This window comes from Leucobacter japonicus (genome assembly GCF_001273855.1).
Lineage (GTDB): Bacteria > Actinomycetota > Actinomycetes > Actinomycetales > Microbacteriaceae > Leucobacter > Leucobacter japonicus.
In genome coordinates, this window is record NZ_JHBX01000141.1 from 232,476 (window position 1) to 248,155 (window position 15,680).

14 protein-coding genes are annotated in these 15,680 nt (G+C 68.3%); 11 read left to right on the forward strand and 3 right to left on the reverse strand.

Annotated elements, in window-relative coordinates:
* Positions 1-33: 33 nt before the first annotated feature.
* Positions 34-984, forward strand: coding sequence for a LacI family DNA-binding transcriptional regulator (locus AMS67_RS14160; protein ID WP_053387940.1), 951 nt, complete (start codon positions 34-36; stop codon positions 982-984).
* A 248-nt stretch (positions 985-1,232) separates the two neighbouring features.
* Here AMS67_RS14160 and AMS67_RS14165 read toward each other — a convergent pair whose 3' ends face one another.
* Both AMS67_RS14165 and AMS67_RS14170 read right to left on the reverse strand, forming a co-directional pair.
* Positions 1,233-2,300, reverse strand: coding sequence for an LLM class flavin-dependent oxidoreductase (locus AMS67_RS14165; RefSeq protein ID WP_053387941.1), 1,068 nt, complete (start codon positions 2,298-2,300; stop codon positions 1,233-1,235).
* Between the two features lie 28 nt (positions 2,301-2,328).
* Positions 2,329-2,697, reverse strand: coding sequence for a DUF2568 domain-containing protein (locus AMS67_RS14170; RefSeq protein WP_053387942.1), 369 nt, complete (start codon positions 2,695-2,697; stop codon positions 2,329-2,331).
* Positions 2,698-2,854: 157 nt separating this feature from the next.
* Between AMS67_RS14170 and AMS67_RS14175 the strand changes: the two genes are divergently transcribed.
* The 7 genes from AMS67_RS14175 to AMS67_RS14205 all read left to right on the forward strand — a co-directional run bounded on the left by AMS67_RS14175 (position 2,855) and on the right by AMS67_RS14205 (position 12,520).
* On the forward strand, positions 2,855-4,171 hold the full coding sequence (locus tag AMS67_RS14175; protein ID WP_075201401.1) for an amidohydrolase family protein: 1,317 nt from the start codon (positions 2,855-2,857) through the stop codon (positions 4,169-4,171).
* Positions 4,168-5,745: an ABC transporter substrate-binding protein gene (locus AMS67_RS14180; protein ID WP_053387943.1), complete on the forward strand. Its 1,578-nt coding sequence runs from the start codon at positions 4,168-4,170 to the stop codon at positions 5,743-5,745. The genes AMS67_RS14175 and AMS67_RS14180 overlap by 4 nt, the downstream gene beginning before the upstream one ends.
* 71 nt (positions 5,746-5,816) lie before the next feature.
* Positions 5,817-6,806, forward strand: a complete 990-nt coding sequence (locus AMS67_RS14185; RefSeq protein ID WP_241488097.1) for an ABC transporter permease — start codon at positions 5,817-5,819, stop codon at positions 6,804-6,806.
* Positions 6,803-9,361: an ABC transporter ATP-binding protein/permease gene (locus AMS67_RS14190; protein WP_075201402.1), complete on the forward strand. Its 2,559-nt coding sequence runs from the start codon at positions 6,803-6,805 to the stop codon at positions 9,359-9,361. Before AMS67_RS14185 ends, AMS67_RS14190 begins: the two co-directional genes overlap by 4 nt.
* A gap of 85 nt (positions 9,362-9,446) precedes the next feature.
* Complete coding sequence (locus tag AMS67_RS14195; protein WP_053352498.1) at positions 9,447-10,025, forward strand: NfeD C-terminal domain-containing protein; 579 nt, start codon at positions 9,447-9,449, stop codon at positions 10,023-10,025.
* Positions 10,025-11,779 carry an SPFH domain-containing protein gene (locus AMS67_RS14200; RefSeq protein WP_053387944.1) on the forward strand — a complete coding sequence of 585 codons (1,755 nt, stop codon included), beginning with the start codon at positions 10,025-10,027 and terminating at the stop codon, positions 11,777-11,779. Before AMS67_RS14195 ends, AMS67_RS14200 begins: the two co-directional genes overlap by 1 nt.
* Before the next feature lie 129 nt (positions 11,780-11,908).
* Complete coding sequence (locus AMS67_RS14205; RefSeq protein WP_075201404.1) at positions 11,909-12,520, forward strand: PH domain-containing protein; 612 nt, start codon at positions 11,909-11,911, stop codon at positions 12,518-12,520.
* 17 nt (positions 12,521-12,537) lie between these two features.
* Here AMS67_RS14205 and AMS67_RS14210 read toward each other — a convergent pair whose 3' ends face one another.
* Positions 12,538-13,059, reverse strand: coding sequence for a YqaJ viral recombinase family protein (locus tag AMS67_RS14210; protein WP_082305538.1), 522 nt, complete (start codon positions 13,057-13,059; stop codon positions 12,538-12,540).
* Positions 13,060-13,438: 379 nt separating this feature from the next.
* On the opposite strand from AMS67_RS14210, the gene AMS67_RS14215 reads away from it, so the two are divergent.
* The 3 genes from AMS67_RS14215 to rplL all read left to right on the forward strand — a co-directional run bounded on the left by AMS67_RS14215 (position 13,439) and on the right by rplL (position 15,562).
* A complete protein-coding gene (locus tag AMS67_RS14215) occupies positions 13,439-14,161 on the forward strand; it encodes a response regulator transcription factor (protein ID WP_053387945.1) in 723 nt (240 codons plus the stop codon).
* Between the two features lie 433 nt (positions 14,162-14,594).
* Complete coding sequence (gene rplJ / locus AMS67_RS14220) at positions 14,595-15,104, forward strand: 50S ribosomal protein L10 (RefSeq protein WP_053352495.1); 510 nt, start codon at positions 14,595-14,597, stop codon at positions 15,102-15,104.
* Positions 15,105-15,181: 77 nt separating this feature from the next.
* Positions 15,182-15,562 carry a 50S ribosomal protein L7/L12 gene (gene rplL / locus AMS67_RS14225; RefSeq protein WP_053352494.1) on the forward strand — a complete coding sequence of 127 codons (381 nt, stop codon included), beginning with the start codon at positions 15,182-15,184 and terminating at the stop codon, positions 15,560-15,562.
* Positions 15,563-15,680 lie beyond the last annotated feature (118 nt).

Here is a 15,680-nt window from a genome sequence, read left to right on the forward strand (position 1 = left end):
GGACCCCTGAGCGTCGTGCCTAGACTGGTCGTCATGGCGAAATCCGGGGTCACGATCATCGACATCGCCCGCGCGCTCGGCATCTCGAAGACGGCGGTGTCGGCCGCGCTGCACGGAAGCGGCCGAGTCTCGGACTCGACGCGCGATCGCGTACTCACCGAAGCGCGGCGCATGGGGTACGTGTCGAACCGTGCGGCGCAGCGGTTGCGGGGCGGCCGCCACGGAGCGATCGGGCTGAGCGTGCCGGGTGATGTGCGGGAACTCTCGTTCTACATGGAGCTCGCATTCGGGGCGGCCTCCGCTGCGGCCGAAGCAGGCAGCGACCTGCTGCTGCTGGCCGATGCACCGGACGGCGCGAGGCGCCCCAGTCTCGACGGCGTCATCGTCGTCGACCCGACTCCGGCATCGTTCGGGCCGCTGGTCGAACGCGTCGCCCAGGCCCCGATCATCACGGTCGGTGAGTACCGCGGCGACGACCGCGACCGCGTCGCCGCGTGGATCGCCGCCGATCACGCCTCGCTCGTCGGCGAAGTGCTCGATGGCATCGCCGCACAGGGGGCGCGTGCGCCGGCGCTCATCGGGTTGCCCGAGGATCGCGAACCCGCCTGGGCGCACGACGTCACCCGCGGATACACCGCCTGGTGCGCCGCTCACCGTGCGACGTCGACGGTGCTGCGCTCGAGTCTCGACCCCGATGAAGACGACCTGCGCCGCACGCTGCGCACCGCACGAGAAGCGGGGTGCGACAGCGTGATCTGGGTCGCGCAAACCCTCGTGCTCCGCGCGCTCGCCGCAGACCCCGCCAGCGGGCTGATCATGGCGACCATGGCCGCAGAGCCCGGCACGCTCGGCGTCGTAGGGGTCGACCTGCGAGCGCGCGAGTACGGGCGAGCCGCCGCTCGGCTGCTGCTCGCGGTGCTCGAGGGCGAGATCTCACCCGGCACGCACGAGGTGCACGACGCCCGGGTGATCCTGCCCGCCTGACTCGGCAGACCGCTGGTTGCCCGCGCCGGCTGCGCGAGCCACCCGCGCCTGTCGCCTGCCTGTTGCCCGAACCTGTTGCCCGAGCCTGTCGCCTGCTGGCTCGTGGCCGGCCCCGCTCGCCTCAATCAGCGGAGATTCGCCATATCGCGGACCGAATCGTCGCATTCGGTCCGCGATTCGCTGAATCTCCGCGAGCTGGTGGCAGCGGGTGGGTGCGGGCGTGGGTGCCGGCGCGTGGGCGCCAGTGCCTACTCGGCGAGCAGTGCTCGCACGCGCGGGATCACCTCACCGGCGTAGAGCTCGATGCTCTGCATGAGCTGGGCGTGCGGCATCGTGCCGTTCGCGTACTTGAGGTCGAAGCGGTCGGCGCTCAGAGTGCGCACCGTCGCGGCGATCTTGCGGGCGACGGTCTCGGGCGATCCGACGTACAGTGACCCGCCGTCGGCCTCGCGCTCGAACTCGGCACGTGTCGTCGCCGGCCATCCGCGCTCGGCGCCGATGCGGTTGCGGTTGGCTTCGAAGTGGGGCCACAGCTGATCGCGGGCCTCGGCGTCGGTCGCGGCGACGTGCCCGGGGGAGTGCACGCCGAGCGGCATGGGGTCGCGGTCGAGCTCCTGCTGCGCTTGCCGGTAGAGGTTTGCGAACGGTGCGAAGCGGGCGGGGTCGCCGCCGATGATCGCGAGCATCATCGGGATGCCGGTCTGTACTGAGCGCACGACCGATTCGGGGCTGCCGCCGATGCCGACCCAGGCGCGTACGCCATCGGGCTGCTCGGTTTTCGGGAAGACTTCTTGATCGACCAGTGCGGCACGATGCTGACCCGACCAGGTGATCGGCCCCTCGGTGCGGAGTTTTGTGAAGAGGTCGAGCTTCTCGGTGAAGAGCGCTTCGTAGTCGCCCAACTCGTACCCGAAGAGCGGGAACGACTCGATGAACGATCCGCGGCCGAGTACAACTTCGGCGCGCCCTGAGCTGACGGCGTCGAGCGTGGCGAACCGCTCGTAGACGCGCACCGGGTCGTCGCTCGAGAGCACGGTCACGCCAGTGCCGAGCAGTACGCGCTCGGTGCGGCCCGCGATCGTTGCGAGCACGATTTCGGGGGAGGTGAGCGCGAAGTCGTCGCGGTGATGCTCGCCCAGGGTGATGGCGTCGACGCCGAGCCGATCGGCGAGCACGGCCTGCTCAACAACGTCGCGCAGCACCTGCGCGTGCGATGAGCGGCCGCCCGACGCATCGAGCGTGAGGTCGCCGAACGTGTCGAGGCCGAGGATGAGCTGTTCGGGGGTGGCGCCGGCAACGGCGCGAAGGGGGGTCATGCCGGTGAGAACGCGGCAGAGCCCGTTGCTATTCCGAGCGGCTCGAGGTGATGAACCCGACTGCGGCACCGACGACGCCCAGAGCGACGGGCCACACCCAGAAGACGCCGATTGCGAGCAGGGCGGCGACCGCCGCAGCGAAGAGGCAGAGCTCGAAGAGGGCCTGGGCGAAGCGGTCGACGCGCAGCACCGGTCGCGGCGACAGGAAGAGCGCCCACAGCAGCACGCAGAGCGCGAGCAGGCCGAGGCCGGTGAAGATTCCAGGGAAGGGCAGCGGCCAGGCGAGGAAGCCCCAGACGGTGACGGTGACGACTGCCGCCAGCTGGAAGAGCCCACGAACGAGGAGCAGAATCGGGCTCGGGGCGTGCGGGGCGGCGTCAGGCGTACTACTGGTCACCGACCCAGTCTACCCGGGCTGGCGAATGCCGCCGACGTGCGCCTGCGGCCGGTGGTCTACGTCTGCGTACCCAAACTGGTCTACTTGAACTTCCCCGATTATCGTTACCCAGTGGACCACACCCGCATACTCGCCCACTCACAGATCGGAACCCGCCATGACCGCTCCGCTGTTGCGCGTGTTCACGGAGGCCGGGGGCTTTACCGCACCAATGCGCGTCTCGTGGGAGTCGGGCCGGTTCTCACTCGGCGAGGCGGCCCATCGAGAACTCACCGGGTCGCCGGTGACGGGGGCGGATCGCCGGCTCGATGGCGCCTGGCTCCTTCCGGGGCTGGTCGACGCGCATGTCCACGCCGCGTGGCACGCATTCGACGCCGCCGATCGCGCGCGTCTCTCTTCCGTTGACACCCGGCGCCTCACCGCAGCGGGGCTCGATCGTACGTTGCGCGCCGGATTCACGAGCGTGCGCGATGCCGGCGGTCTCGCCGTCGAGCCGTCGGCGGCTCACGAGCCGGGCGACACTCACGCCTCCGACGGCGCGCTCGTGCGACCGCGGATTGCGCATTCCGTCGCCATGATCGACCGAGCGCGTGCCGATGCGGCGGGCGGCGTCGCCGCGGCAGTCGAAGCTGTGCTCGAGTCGGGTGCGCGCTGGGTGAAGCTCGTCGCGACGGCCGGTGTCGCGGCCCCCGCGGGCGCCAAGCTCGATGCGCACTTCACCGCGGACGAGTTTCGCATCGCGACCGATCGGGCGTCTGCGGTGGGAGCCGCGGTGATGGTGCACGCCTGGGGTGGCGCGGCGATCGACCACGCCCTTGATGCCGGTGTCGCGAGCATCGAGCACGGCATGTACCTCACCCCGGAACAGGCGCGCCACGGTGCCGAGGTCGGGGCGACCTTTGTGCCGACGCTGCGGATCTACCGGCTCGTGCGCGACATGATCGCGAACGGCACGTTGCCCGCGCAGTTCGCGGCGCGCGTCGACGAGGCGATCGCCCACCACCCCGCCGCCGTTCGCGCGGCTCGAGATGCGGGATTCGCCATTGCGCTCGGCACCGACTACGGCACGGTCGATCAGCACGGCACCAATCGACTCGAATTCGACGCGCTCGTCGACGCCGGCCTGGCGCCGCATGAAGCGCTGCTCGCGGCCACCCGCGGGGGTGCCGCACTCCTCGCGCGTGCAGCGCCCCAGGCACACGAGGCGCCCAAGGCACCCGACGCCGAGTCGATCGGCCAATCACACGTCGCGCCGGGGGTGATCGCCGACGGTGCGGTCGCCGACGCCGTCGTGCTGCGCCGCGACCCGCGCGAGCCGGGCGCGCTCTCAGACCCCACCGCCATCGTCGGGGTGCTGCTCGCCGGGCGCTGGATCGATCCCGCGCCGCCTGTTCCCGCGCCGCCGCCAGCGCCCGCGGCCGCACAGCCCCCACACTCGTCACCCCTCAGCCCCTCCGAAAGGACCCCTCTGTGACCACCACTCGCACTTCTCGCCGCCTCGGTCTCGCCGCGGCCGCGCTCAGCGCCGCACTGCTGCTCAGCGCGTGCGCCGGCGGCTCGACTTCGACCGGCGGTGCCGATGCCGCCGGCGAGCCTGTCAGCGGCGGCACGCTCGAGTTCGGCCGCGTGGCTGCGGTGACCGATCTCGACCTCAACCAGCAGATCACCGCCAACAACGCGTTCGCGATCGACAAGATCTTCGAACCACTCGTGAGCTTCGATGAGAACGGCAAACTGATCCCCTGGCTGGCCGACTTCGACGCCTCAAGCGACGGTCTGACCTACACCTTCACGCTGCACGACGGGCTGCAGTTCTCGAACGGCGACGCGGTCACTCCCGACGACGTCGTGTTCTCGCTCGAGCGTCACCGGCAGGTCGGCGGCCCGCTGCCGCTCGAAGCGCCGATCGATGCGATCACGGCGACGGGCGATCACGAGGTCACCATTACCCTGACCTCCCCGTACACCCCGTTCCTCTCCGAACTCGCGAGCTTCTCGAACGGCATCTTCCCGAACAACTTCGGCGGCGCGAGCGAGGCAGACTTCTTCGCGAAGCCGATCGGCACCGGCCCGTTCGTCGTCGATACGTGGGATCCGAATGGCGACCTCACGTTCGTGAAGAACGAGCACTACTGGCAGGAGGGCAAGCCCTACCTCGACAAGCTCGTCTACAAGCTCGTCACCGACGACACACAGCTGCAGCAGCAGCTCACGGCGGGTCAGCTCGGCGCCATCGACGACGTGCCAGCCGCGAATGCCGCGCAGGTCGATTCGGCCGAGGGCACGGCACTGTCGCAGACGACCGGCTGGTCGACCGAGCAGGTGTTCTTCAACACGCAGCGCGAGCAGTTCGCCGACACGCACGTGCGACGGGCGATCGCGCTGGCGCTCGACCGCGACGGAATCACCCAGGCCACCACCTTCGGCACGGCCGAGGTCGCGAACGCGCTGCTGCCGCCGACCATCGTCGACTCCGCGAACGCCACGGTGCAGCCGCTCGAGTTCGACGTCGACGCCGCCAAGAAGGAGCTCGCGAAGTCGAAGTACCCCGACGGCTTCTCGATCACGCTGTCGCTGGCGAGCGGCGATTCCCAGCGTGCGCAGATCGCGCAGATCGTGCAGGAGTCGCTCGCGAAGATCGGCATCACCGTGGAGATCGAGCAGCTCGACATCGCCGTGTTCCGTGAGCGGTTCTTCGCCTACGACTTCGATTTCATGCTCAACAGCGGTCAGTCCGATGCGCCCGACCCGAATGGGTTCATCACGTTCCAAGCCGACCCCGACGGGTTCAGCAAGTCGTACTGGACCCACTACACCAACGATCGCGTGACGCAGTTGATGCAGCAGGGCCGCACGACTGCCGAAGGCGCTGACCGCACGAAGATCTACGCCGAGATCCAGCAGATCCTGGCCGATGACGTGCCCTACATTCCGCTCTTCTTCCCGTCGAACCTGAAGGCGACCCGCGACGATGTGCACGGATTCACCGTGCTGCCGAACGGCAGCGTGCGGTTCCAAGACACGTGGGTCGACGCTGCAGCGCAGTGATCGATCGGGCGGTGGCCGACGCGCAGGAGTCGTCGCCGGCCACCGCCCGCTGAGCGCAGTAGGGTGAGCACGTGCTGAGACGAACACTGCGGGCCGCGTGCCGCGTGATCGCGCGCGTCGTGCCGGTCATGCTCGGCGTCGTCATCGCCGTGTTCTTTCTGCTGCGACTGGTGCCGGGCGACCCCGCCGCGATGATCCTGGGCGAGCGCGCGACGCCCGATGCGCTCGCTGCGCTGCGCAGTCAGCTCGGTCTCGATCAGCCGCTGTGGCGTCAGTTCACCGATTTTCTCGGGCAGGTGGTCTTCCATCTCGACACGGGGTCATCGCTGGTCTCGGGCGTCTCGACCCGTGAACTCGTGCTGGCGAAGGCGCCCGTGAGTCTCGGCATCGTCGGTCTCGCGGTGCTCCTCGCCGTGGTCATCGCGGTGCCGCTCGCCCTTGTGGCGGCGCTGCGTCAAGACGGCTGGGCGGATCACCTGATCCGCATCCTGCCCGCGGTCGGATTGGGCATGCCGCTGTTCTGGATCGGGCTCCTGCTGATCATCGTCTTCGCGGTGCACCTGGGCTGGTTTCCGGTGGGCGGTGTCGGTGCGGGCCCGGGCGACCCGCTGCGCAGCCTGTTTCTGCCGGCGCTCGCCGTTGCGCTCGGCATGGCTCCGCCGCTGATCCGCTCGCTGCGGGCGCAGCTGATCGAGACGCTCGACGCCGACTTCGTGACGACCCTGCGGGCCGCACGCATTCCGCAGCGGCGCATCCTCTGGAGGCACGTCATGCGCAGCGCGTCGTTGCCGACGCTCACGCTGCTGAGCGTCAATACGGCGTATCTCATCGGCGGCACCCTCGTCGTCGAGCGGGTCTTCGGTATCAACGGGATCGGCTCGTTGCTCTTCCAATCGATCGGCAACCGCGACTTCCCGGTCGTGCAGGGCGTCGCCCTCTACTGCGCAATCGTCGTCGTGCTGGTGACGACACTGGCCGGGGTGCTGGCGAGCGCCGTCGATCCGCGCCTGCGGGTGGGCGCTCCGTCTGAGCCTCGGGCCGCGGTCGAGGTGATCCGATGACGACGCTGCGTCGCGCCCTGCGGTCGCCGGCCTTCGTCGCGGGGGCGACGCTCACCGCGCTGTTGCTGCTGGTCGCACTGGCGGCACCGGTGATCGCTCCGCACTCGCCGACAGATCAGCAACTCACCGCCGGCCTCCTGCCGCCGTCGCCCGAGCACTGGTTCGGCACCGATCAACTCGGGCGCGACGTGCTCTCACGCATGCTCTTCGCCGCGCGCACCGATCTCGGCATCGCGGTTCTGGCGTCGATCGCGCCTTTTGTTGTCGGCGTGACCGTCGGCCTCGTCTCCGGATACTTCGGAGGTGCCGTCGACTGGGTGGCGTCACGCATCACCGACACCGTCATCGCCTTCCCGTTCTACGTCATCGTGATCGCGCTCGTGTTCGCGCTCGGTGCAGGGGCGGGGGGCATCGTCGTCGCGTTCGCGCTGGTCGGGTGGGTCGGCTACGCGCGCGTGATTCGCGCGATGACGGCCGCGCTGCGCGACGCAGGATGGGTGCGCAGTGCACGAGGCAGCGGGCTGTCACATGCGCGCGTGCTCGTGCGGCACGTGCTGCCGAACGTGTTGCCCCAGGCCATCGTGCTGCTCGCCACCGAAATCGCGCTCATCATGGTCGCCATCGTCACCCTGGGGTATCTCGGCCTCGGCATCCGCCCGCCGACCCCCGACTGGGGCACGATGATCGCGGATGCGCAGCAGTTCATCACCACGCACTGGTGGCTCGCCGCTTTCCCCGGGTTCGCCGTGGTGCTCACCGGCATCGCACTGTCGCTGCTCGGTGACGGGCTCGCCGACGCCCTTCGCGTCACCGGTGCGCCGAGTGTGGGGCGCCGCAGCGGCCTCGGCGTGCGTCGTGGGCACGCGAGTGCCGAGCGGCGCGGGATCACCGCGCGCCGCGGTGGCCGCGTCGCCTCGGGTGGTGTCGCCGAACACACGGCACCCCGCAGGCCTCCCGAGACGCAGGTGCCGCGAGGTGCGGTGCAGGTGCGCGACCTCCGCATTGCGCAGACGAGCGGGCGCGCGCTTGTCGACGGCGTGGGCTTCACCGTCGAACCGGGCGGGTCGCTCGGCATCGTCGGCGAATCGGGCAGCGGCAAGAGCTTGACGCTGCGGGCCCTTCTCGGGTTGTTGCCGGGCGGCATCGTCGCGACCTCCGCGGGTTCTTCCGGGTCGAGCACCACATCGCCGGTGCGTGTCGGCGGGGCGGTCGGCATGGTGTTCCAAGATCCGCTGACTGCGCTCGACCCGCTCACCCGCGTCGGCGCGTTGCTGCGCGAAGCCGTCGCCGCGGCCCAGCCGCGCCGTTCGCGAACCGCCGTGCGCGAACGAGTGCGCGCCCTGCTCGCGGACGTGCACCTCCACGAAGCTTCCCGCATCGCTCGCTCGTACCCGCACGAACTCTCGGGCGGTCAGCGGCAGCGCGTCGTGATCGCGCTGGCGCTCGCCGGCGATCCGGCGGTGCTCCTCTGCGACGAACCCACCACCGCGCTCGACGTCACCGTGCAGCGCGAAGTGCTCGCGCTGCTGCGAGAACTGCGCGCCCGCCGCGGCATGACGCTCGTGTTCGTGTCGCACGACCTCGCGGTGGTCTCGCAGATGTGCGACGAGATCATCGTCATGTCCCAGGGCGCCGTCGTGGAGCGCGGGGCAACGCGTGCGGTGATCCGGCACCCCCGCGCCGCCGAGACCCGCGCACTCGTCGACGCCGTGCCGCACCTGCCGCACCTCGATGCCCCGACGTCGAACGCATCCGCGACGCCCGAGGACACCGCGCCACCCGTGCTCGACGTCCGCGACGCCGTCGTGCGCTACGGAGCGTTCACCGCGGTACACGGAGCTTCGCTCGCGCTCGCCGCCGGCGACGCGATCGGCATCGTCGGAGAATCCGGTTCGGGCAAGACATCGCTCGCCCGAGCCATCGTTGGCCAGGTGCCGCTCGCGAGCGGCGAGATTCTGCTCGACGGAGCGGTGCGCGCGGGCGCTCGGCGATCCGCCACCGGGCTCCGCGCCGTGCAACTCGTGCCGCAGGATCCCGGATCGTCGTTGACCCCGCGCCGCCCGGTCGGCAGCGTCATCGCCGAGGTGTTGCGCGCCGTCGATCGCGCTCAGTCGTCGGCCCCCCGCTCTCCGGTCGAACGGCGCTCCCGCGTCGCTGAGCTGCTGAGACTCGTGCGTCTCGACCCGGCGCTCGCATCGGCAACCCCCGACCGGCTCTCGGGCGGGCAGCGGCAGCGAGTGGCGATCGCCCGTGCGCTCGCCGCAGAACCCCGGGTGCTCGTCGCCGACGAGCCCACGTCCGCCCTTGACGTCTCGGTGCAGGCCGGAATCGTCGATCTGCTGCAGGATCTGCGACGCGAGCTCGGGCTGGCGCTCGTGTTCATCTCGCACGACCTGGCCGTCGTGCATGCGCTCTGCGACCGCGTGCTCGTGATGCGCTCAGGAGAGGTCGTGGAGCGCGGAGGCGCCGAGTTCTTCACCGCACCGCGCACCGCATACGGGCGCGAGTTGCTCTCATCGGTGCCGAGGATGCCGGATCACCCCGACGGCAACTGAACCCGCGTTCGGTCTCTCACTCTTGCGCCCGCATCGTGCGCACTTGGTACTCTGCCAGTAACAGCTCATCGGAGGGACGACGCCCATGGACGGCATCATGAACTGGATCGAGCGGTTGCTCGACGGCTCGCTGTTCGCCGGTGGCATCTTCTTGATCATCGGCATCGTGGGCGGCGTGCTGCTGCTCATTTCGCTGCTGCTCGACGGCATCTTCGATGCGTTCGATTTCGGCGACGGCCCACTGAGCCTCACGACGATCGCCGCGTTCACCGCGATCTTCGGGTTCGCGGCGTTCGCCGGCGTCGGTGCCGGCATGTCGACCCCGATGGCGACAATCGTCGGCGCGCTCTCCGGCCTCGTGGGGGCGGCCGCGGCCTGGTGGCTCTCCCGCGCGATCAGAAACGCCGAATCGAACACGGCGGTCAGCGGCGACGACCTCATCGGTTCGACCGGAGCCGTCGTGCTCGCGATTCCCGAAAACGGACTCGGCGAAGTCGCCGTCGTGCGTCACGGCGAGCGCATCTCGCTCTCCGCGACCGCCGATGCGCCGATCCCGCGCGGTTCCGCCGTGCGCATCACTCAGACCGTGACCTCGACGTCCGTGCGCGTCGAGCTCGTCCTCCCCGAAGACCACGCCCAACCGTTAGACCGAACGGAGACGTAATGTTCCTCGCAAGCCCGGCGATCGTCGGCATATTCGGCGCGGTGATCGCACTCGTGCTGATCGCCCTCGTCATCATCAAGCGCTACCGCATCGCGAAGCCCGACGAGGCGATCATCGTGACCGGTGGCAAGGGCAAGGAAGTGGTCGACGCTGCGGGCAACAAGAGCCGCGACCTGTCGGGGCAGAAGGTCGTCACCGGCGGCGGCGTATTCGTCGTTCCGTTCGTGCAGAAATCGTTCACGATCTCGCTGCGCTCGCGCCGTCTCTCGATCACGACCGAGGCGCAGACGACCGACGGCATCACCATGCAGGCTCAGGCCGTCGCCGTCGTCAAGGTCGGCGGCACCCAAGAGATGATTCGCGCTGCCGCGCAGCGCTTCCTCTCGAACTCCGACGAGATCGACGAGTCGACGCAGGAGGTGCTCTCGGGTTCGCTCCGTTCGATCATCGGTGGCCTGACGGTGCTCCAGATCATCCGCGACCGCGCCGTTGTCGCGCAGAGCGTGCTCGAAGCCGCCGAAGAGGCGCTGACGAAGCAGGGCCTCGTCGTCGATACGCTGCAGATCCAGGAGATCCGCGACGGCGCCGATTACATCTCGAACATCGGTCGCCCCGAAGCCGCCAAGGTGCGCCAGCAGGCCGACATCGCCGAAACGAACGCCTACCAGGCATCGCAAGAAGCGAAGATCGCCGCCGAGCGCGTGCTGCTCGACCGCAACCGCGAGCTCAAGCTGCGCCAGGCCGAGATTCAGGTCGAGACCGATAAGGCGACCGCGCAGGCGTCGGCCGCGCAACCCCTGGAAGACGCGATCCAGCAGCAGGCGATCGTCGAGCAGCAGCGCATCACCGCGCAGAAGGAAGTCGCGCTGCGCACCGAGAAGCTGAACGCCGACGTGCGTGCCGTGGCCGAGGCAGACGCCTACCGCGTCGAGCAGATTGCAAAGGCAGAGGCTGCGGCGTCGATCTCGGCCGCCGAAGGCCGCGCCACCGCGGTTGAGCGCGAGGGTGCGGCGAGCCGCATCGCCCGTATCGCCGCAGCTGAAGCCGTCGAGGCCGAGGGTCGCGCCGAAGCCGCAGCGCTGGAGGCAAAGGGCACGGCTGAGGCCGCTGCGATCGATGCACGTGCGCGGGCTCTCGAGACGCAGTCGCAGGCGGTGCTCGCGCAGGAGCTCATCCATCTGCTCCCCGAGATCGCGGCCGAATACGCTCGCGCCATCGGTGCGATCGAGCACATGACCGTCGTCTCGGCAGACGGCACCTCGAAGGTGGCCGGCGAAGCGATGGGCAACATCAAGGGCCTGCTCGAAATGGCGAAAGACACGGTGGGCATCGACCTCGCGGGCATGCTGAATGGCGCCGTGTCGGGCGGCGCCGCGGGTGCGGCCGCCGGGCGCGCGTCGCGCGAGGAGTCCGATCGCGGGCGCCGCTCAGACCGTGACGCGGTGCGCGGCGAGCGCTCTGAGCGTCGTGGCATCACCGAGGGGCGCGCGGACGTTGCGACTGCCGAGACCGGTGACCACGGAATTCCTCACGCGGCTTCGGGTGCCGCCGATCGTTCGCCAGTCGGTGGTGTGACCGACAGCGCTCGTGATCTTGCCGGTTCGGCAGCGGGCACGGCAACGGCGGCGGCTGACGCCGCCAGCGCCGCTGCCGATGCGGCGACCGAGGCTGCACGGGACGCAGGAGCCGCGGCTCAGCGCACCGGAACCAACGTCACCGACCAGATCAACGGGTTCGGGGCCGGCTCGCAGTAGCACGCCGGGTGCGACACGCCGCAGCCCCGGGCTCCTTCGGGAGACCGGGGCTGCGGCGTTTTCGGTGCGTCCCGATGTGCGGGGAGCCTCCCCGCCCGATTCGCATGAGGCGCGGTGCAGAATAGGAGCATGTCCGCTCGCCGCTCTCAGTCGTTGACCTCGGAGGTCGAGTCGGTGCTCGGCCCGGCGCCGACCGACTACGCGCAGCCCGAGGTCATCGTGCTGCGCTTCCGTCGGCACGGTCGTCGGTTGCTGCTCCCGGTGATCTGCATGGTCGTGCTCGCCGGCCTCGCCGGGTACTGGGTGGGCGCGTTCGCCGAGGGCTGGCAGAACGTGACGGCGGCCATTGCGGCAGTCGTGCTCGGCATGGTGCTCGGGCTGCTGCCGGTGCTCGGGTGGCTGACCCAGCGCGTGACCGTGACTTCGCGCCGGGTGATCCTGCGCCGCGGCATCTTTTCGCGTCAGCGCTCTGAGGTGGCACTGCTGCGCGTGCGCGAGGTGCGCACTCGGCGCGGTCTGTTGCAACGCATGTGCGGTGCCGGCGAAATCGACCTCTCCATCGGCGCGGAGCGCACGGTGCTGCACGATGTCCCTGCGGTCGCCGCAACTGCTGATGCGATCCAGGAGCTGGTCGAGCGCAACTACGCGCACGCGAGCCGCACGGCACCACCTGCGGCGACGGTTCCACCGGCCGTGCTGGGTGTTCCGCCCAACGCAACGACCCGCTTCGCCGATCTGTAGCGGGCGATTCGTCGAGTTCAGGTCGTGCGCGTGATAAGCACGTCGATCAGCCGGCTCGCGAGGGTGACGAGCTGCTCGATTTCGCTGTCGTCGCGATCGATCCAACGGCACTCCGGGTCGCCGACCGGCACGAAGTTCTCGTGCCGCTCCCACACCATGAGGGTGCGCTCGGCGCCGAGCACGTACTGCTGCCACCACACCTGCCGCAGGTAGTTGCGGGGAATGCTGCGCCATTCCTTATTCGTCGTCTTGATCTCGGCCAGCTCGACCGCGCCCGACGCGCGGAACGCAAGGCCGTCGGGGGTGGCGAGGTGTCTGAGATCGCGCTCGGCGTGGAAGAGTGCCTGGCTTGGAGAGATCTCGTGCTCGCGCAGCACCCAAGCCGCGATCTCGGGCTCGCGACGCTTGCCGTGGTCGGTGAACGCATTGCCTGAGAATCGGCTGCCGTGCAGCTTCTCATGCGCGGCTGCCTCGATGGAGCGCGGCGTTGACAGCTTGGCGACATCGGTTGCGGTGATGCCGCGTGCGCGTGCGCGCATCCAGGCCGTGCGATCCGTGCCATCGGTCACGATGCGTTGCAGATAAGCCGGAGCGAGGGTGGACACCACTCCAGTGTCGCACGCGTCTCGGAGGTGCGCGTGCAGCGCGCCGATCGCGCCCGTCGAGCGGTGTTCGAGTGACGTTCACGTTCATCGGACGGTGTGCAGAATCACAGAAAACTGAAAAGAAAAGCATTGTTCGCAGAGGTTTGGAGACTGCGAACACCCAGGCGATGGGAGTACCCTCCTCAGAGAGATATCTGCTGTGATCTGCGGAAAAGTTGGGGCAGATTCTGGGGAAACGAAATCGAAGCGTCGTGAAAGTCACCTGTTCCGCCGGGTGCGCGGGGTTATCGATCGAAAGGAGCATTCCGAAGGAATGGACGCACAACAACTGACGCGCGCTGATGGGGGAAAAATCCGCGCGCTCGTGGTCGACGATGAAGAGTCGATCACGCAACTGGTCGCGATGGCGCTGCGCTACGAAGGCTGGGAAGTCGAGACAGCCGGCACTGGGCAAGACGCGTTCGAGAAGATTCGCACGTTCAATCCCGATGTCGCCGTACTCGACATCATGCTGCCCGATTTTGACGGTATGCAGCTGCTCTCGCGCATTCGCACCTCGGGGGAGATGTTCCCGGTGCTCTTCTTGACCGCGCTCGATTCGGTTGAGGATCGGGTCAACGGACTGACCGCCGGCGGTGACGATTACGTCGTCAAGCCGTTCAGCTTGGAAGAACTCATCGCCCGGCTTCGTGGGCTCGTGCGCCGCTCGCAGCTCACTCTGTCTCAGAACCCCGATCCGGTGCTTCGGGTCGGCGATCTCACGCTCAACGAAGACAGCTACGAGGTTGAGCGTGCCGGAGCGAGCATCACGGTGACGAACACCGAGTTCGAGCTGCTCCGCTACCTCATGCGCAATCCGAACCGCGTGTTGTCGAAGGCGCAGATTCTGGATCGAGTCTGGGCGTACGACTTCACCGGGAAGTCGACTGTCGTCGAGCTCTACATCTCGTACCTGCGCAAGAAGATCGATTCGGGTCGCGAGCCGATGCTGCACACGGTGCGTGGCGCGGGCTACATGCTCAAGCCTGCGGCTTGAGCATCGCGCGAGCAGCGCTCGCGCAGCGTTGAGGGAAATGCTCTGACATGAGTGCCCGCGAAGGCGGGATGTCCGCAGCAGCGTGCTGGTCGGGCCTGGCAGCGATTGCGGCTGGGCCGCAATCGCCGGAGGCACGCTGCTGCGGACATCCCGCCTTTGCGTTCCCACACGACGAATGGTAGAGTTTCCCACGGCCCAAGACCGCCGGTAGATTCCGCAAGGAATCCAGAACGTCCGCGAAAGCGGAGACCAGCGCAGGTGCAGATCTCCTTGAGTGACGGATCCCGATCCCGAACTTCTGAAGCTCCGTGCGTGCGCGCCGGAGCTTTTTTGGTTTCTGTGGCTTCTCATGTGGAAGCCCCGACTGAAAGCTCTGTGCGGCGCGGCCCCCGAGCGGCGTCCGTCGCTTGGGTACGACAAGCTAGGGAGCGCCATGGCTACGAAGGACGCTACGGTCGCCGATCTTCAGCAGAAGTTTGAAGAGTCGAGCGCCGTTCTGCTGACTGAGTACCGCGGTCTTTCGGTTGCTGAATTGCGGGAACTCCGCAACAGCATCCGTGAGCACGCGACGTACGCTGTGGCGAAGAACACGCTGACGAAGATTGCGGCCAACAACGCCGGGATCACCGCATTCGATGACGAGCTGGCCGGTCCTTCGGCTCTCGCCTTCGTGCACGGTGACACCGTCGCGGTCGCAAAGTCGCTGCGTGACTTCGCCAAGGCACACCCTCTTTTGGTGGTGAAGGCGGGCTACTTCGATGGCAACGCCCTGACCGCCGCTGAGGTAGGCAAGCTTGCCGATCTCGAGAGCCGCGAGGTGCTGTTGGCTAAGGCCGCCGGCGCTATGCAGGCTGCTCTGGTCGGTGCTGCACAGCTGTTCGCCGCCCTGCCCGCTAAGGCCGCTCGCGGCTTCGGCGCGCTGCAGGAGAAGCAGGACGCTTAAGACTCGGCTCACGCCGGATCGGTTGAAAAAACCCGCTCGTACGCACCGCGTGCGGGCACACATCAAGGAGATACATCATGGCTAAGCTTTCCACCGAAGAGCTGCTCGCACAGTTCAAGGAGCTCACCCTCATCGAGCTCTCGGAGTTCGTCAAGGCGTTCGAGGAGACCTTCGACGTTTCCGCTGCTGCTCCCGTCGCAGTTGCTGCTGCTCCGGCTGCCGGCGCTGCTGAGGCTGTCGAGGAGAAGGACGAGTTCGACGTCGTCCTCGAGTCGGCTGGCGACAAGAAGATCCAGGTCATCAAGGTTGTGCGCGAGCTGACCGGCCTGGGCCTGGGCGAGGCGAAGGCTCTCGTCGAGGAGGCTCCCAAGAACGTGCTCGAGGGCGCGAAGAAGGAAGCCGCTGAAGAGGCGAAGGCAAAGCTCGAAGAGGCAGGCGCGGGCGTCAAGCTCGTCTAAGTTTTTTCGATGAGGCTCACTCGCTGAGCTGCATTGTCGGGAGGGCAGGATCACCTGAGGGTGATCCTGCCCTCTTTTTTTGGTGCGCCCGCCCGCTCCCCGCTTTTACACATATCCC

Excerpts from the sequence above, each read along its gene's own strand:
- rplL (WP_053352494.1), top strand. The coding sequence starts at position 15,182 with ATGGCTAAGCTTTCCACCGAAGAGCTGCTCGCACAGTTCAAGGAGCTC.
- AMS67_RS14210 (WP_082305538.1), bottom strand. The coding sequence starts at position 13,059 with ATGCGCGCACGCGCACGCGGCATCACCGCAACCGATGTCGCCAAGCTG.
- AMS67_RS14160 (WP_053387940.1), top strand. The coding sequence starts at position 34 with ATGGCGAAATCCGGGGTCACGATCATCGACATCGCCCGCGCGCTCGGC.
- AMS67_RS14215 (WP_053387945.1), top strand. The coding sequence starts at position 13,439 with ATGGACGCACAACAACTGACGCGCGCTGATGGGGGAAAAATCCGCGCG.
- AMS67_RS14195 (WP_053352498.1), top strand. The coding sequence starts at position 9,447 with ATGGACGGCATCATGAACTGGATCGAGCGGTTGCTCGACGGCTCGCTG.
- AMS67_RS14190 (WP_075201402.1), top strand. The coding sequence starts at position 6,803 with ATGACGACGCTGCGTCGCGCCCTGCGGTCGCCGGCCTTCGTCGCGGGG.
- AMS67_RS14200 (WP_053387944.1), top strand. The coding sequence starts at position 10,025 with ATGTTCCTCGCAAGCCCGGCGATCGTCGGCATATTCGGCGCGGTGATC.
- AMS67_RS14175 (WP_075201401.1), top strand. The coding sequence starts at position 2,855 with ATGACCGCTCCGCTGTTGCGCGTGTTCACGGAGGCCGGGGGCTTTACC.
- AMS67_RS14205 (WP_075201404.1), top strand. The coding sequence starts at position 11,909 with ATGTCCGCTCGCCGCTCTCAGTCGTTGACCTCGGAGGTCGAGTCGGTG.
- rplJ (WP_053352495.1), top strand. The coding sequence starts at position 14,595 with ATGGCTACGAAGGACGCTACGGTCGCCGATCTTCAGCAGAAGTTTGAA.
- AMS67_RS14165 (WP_053387941.1), bottom strand. The coding sequence starts at position 2,300 with ATGACCCCCCTTCGCGCCGTTGCCGGCGCCACCCCCGAACAGCTCATC.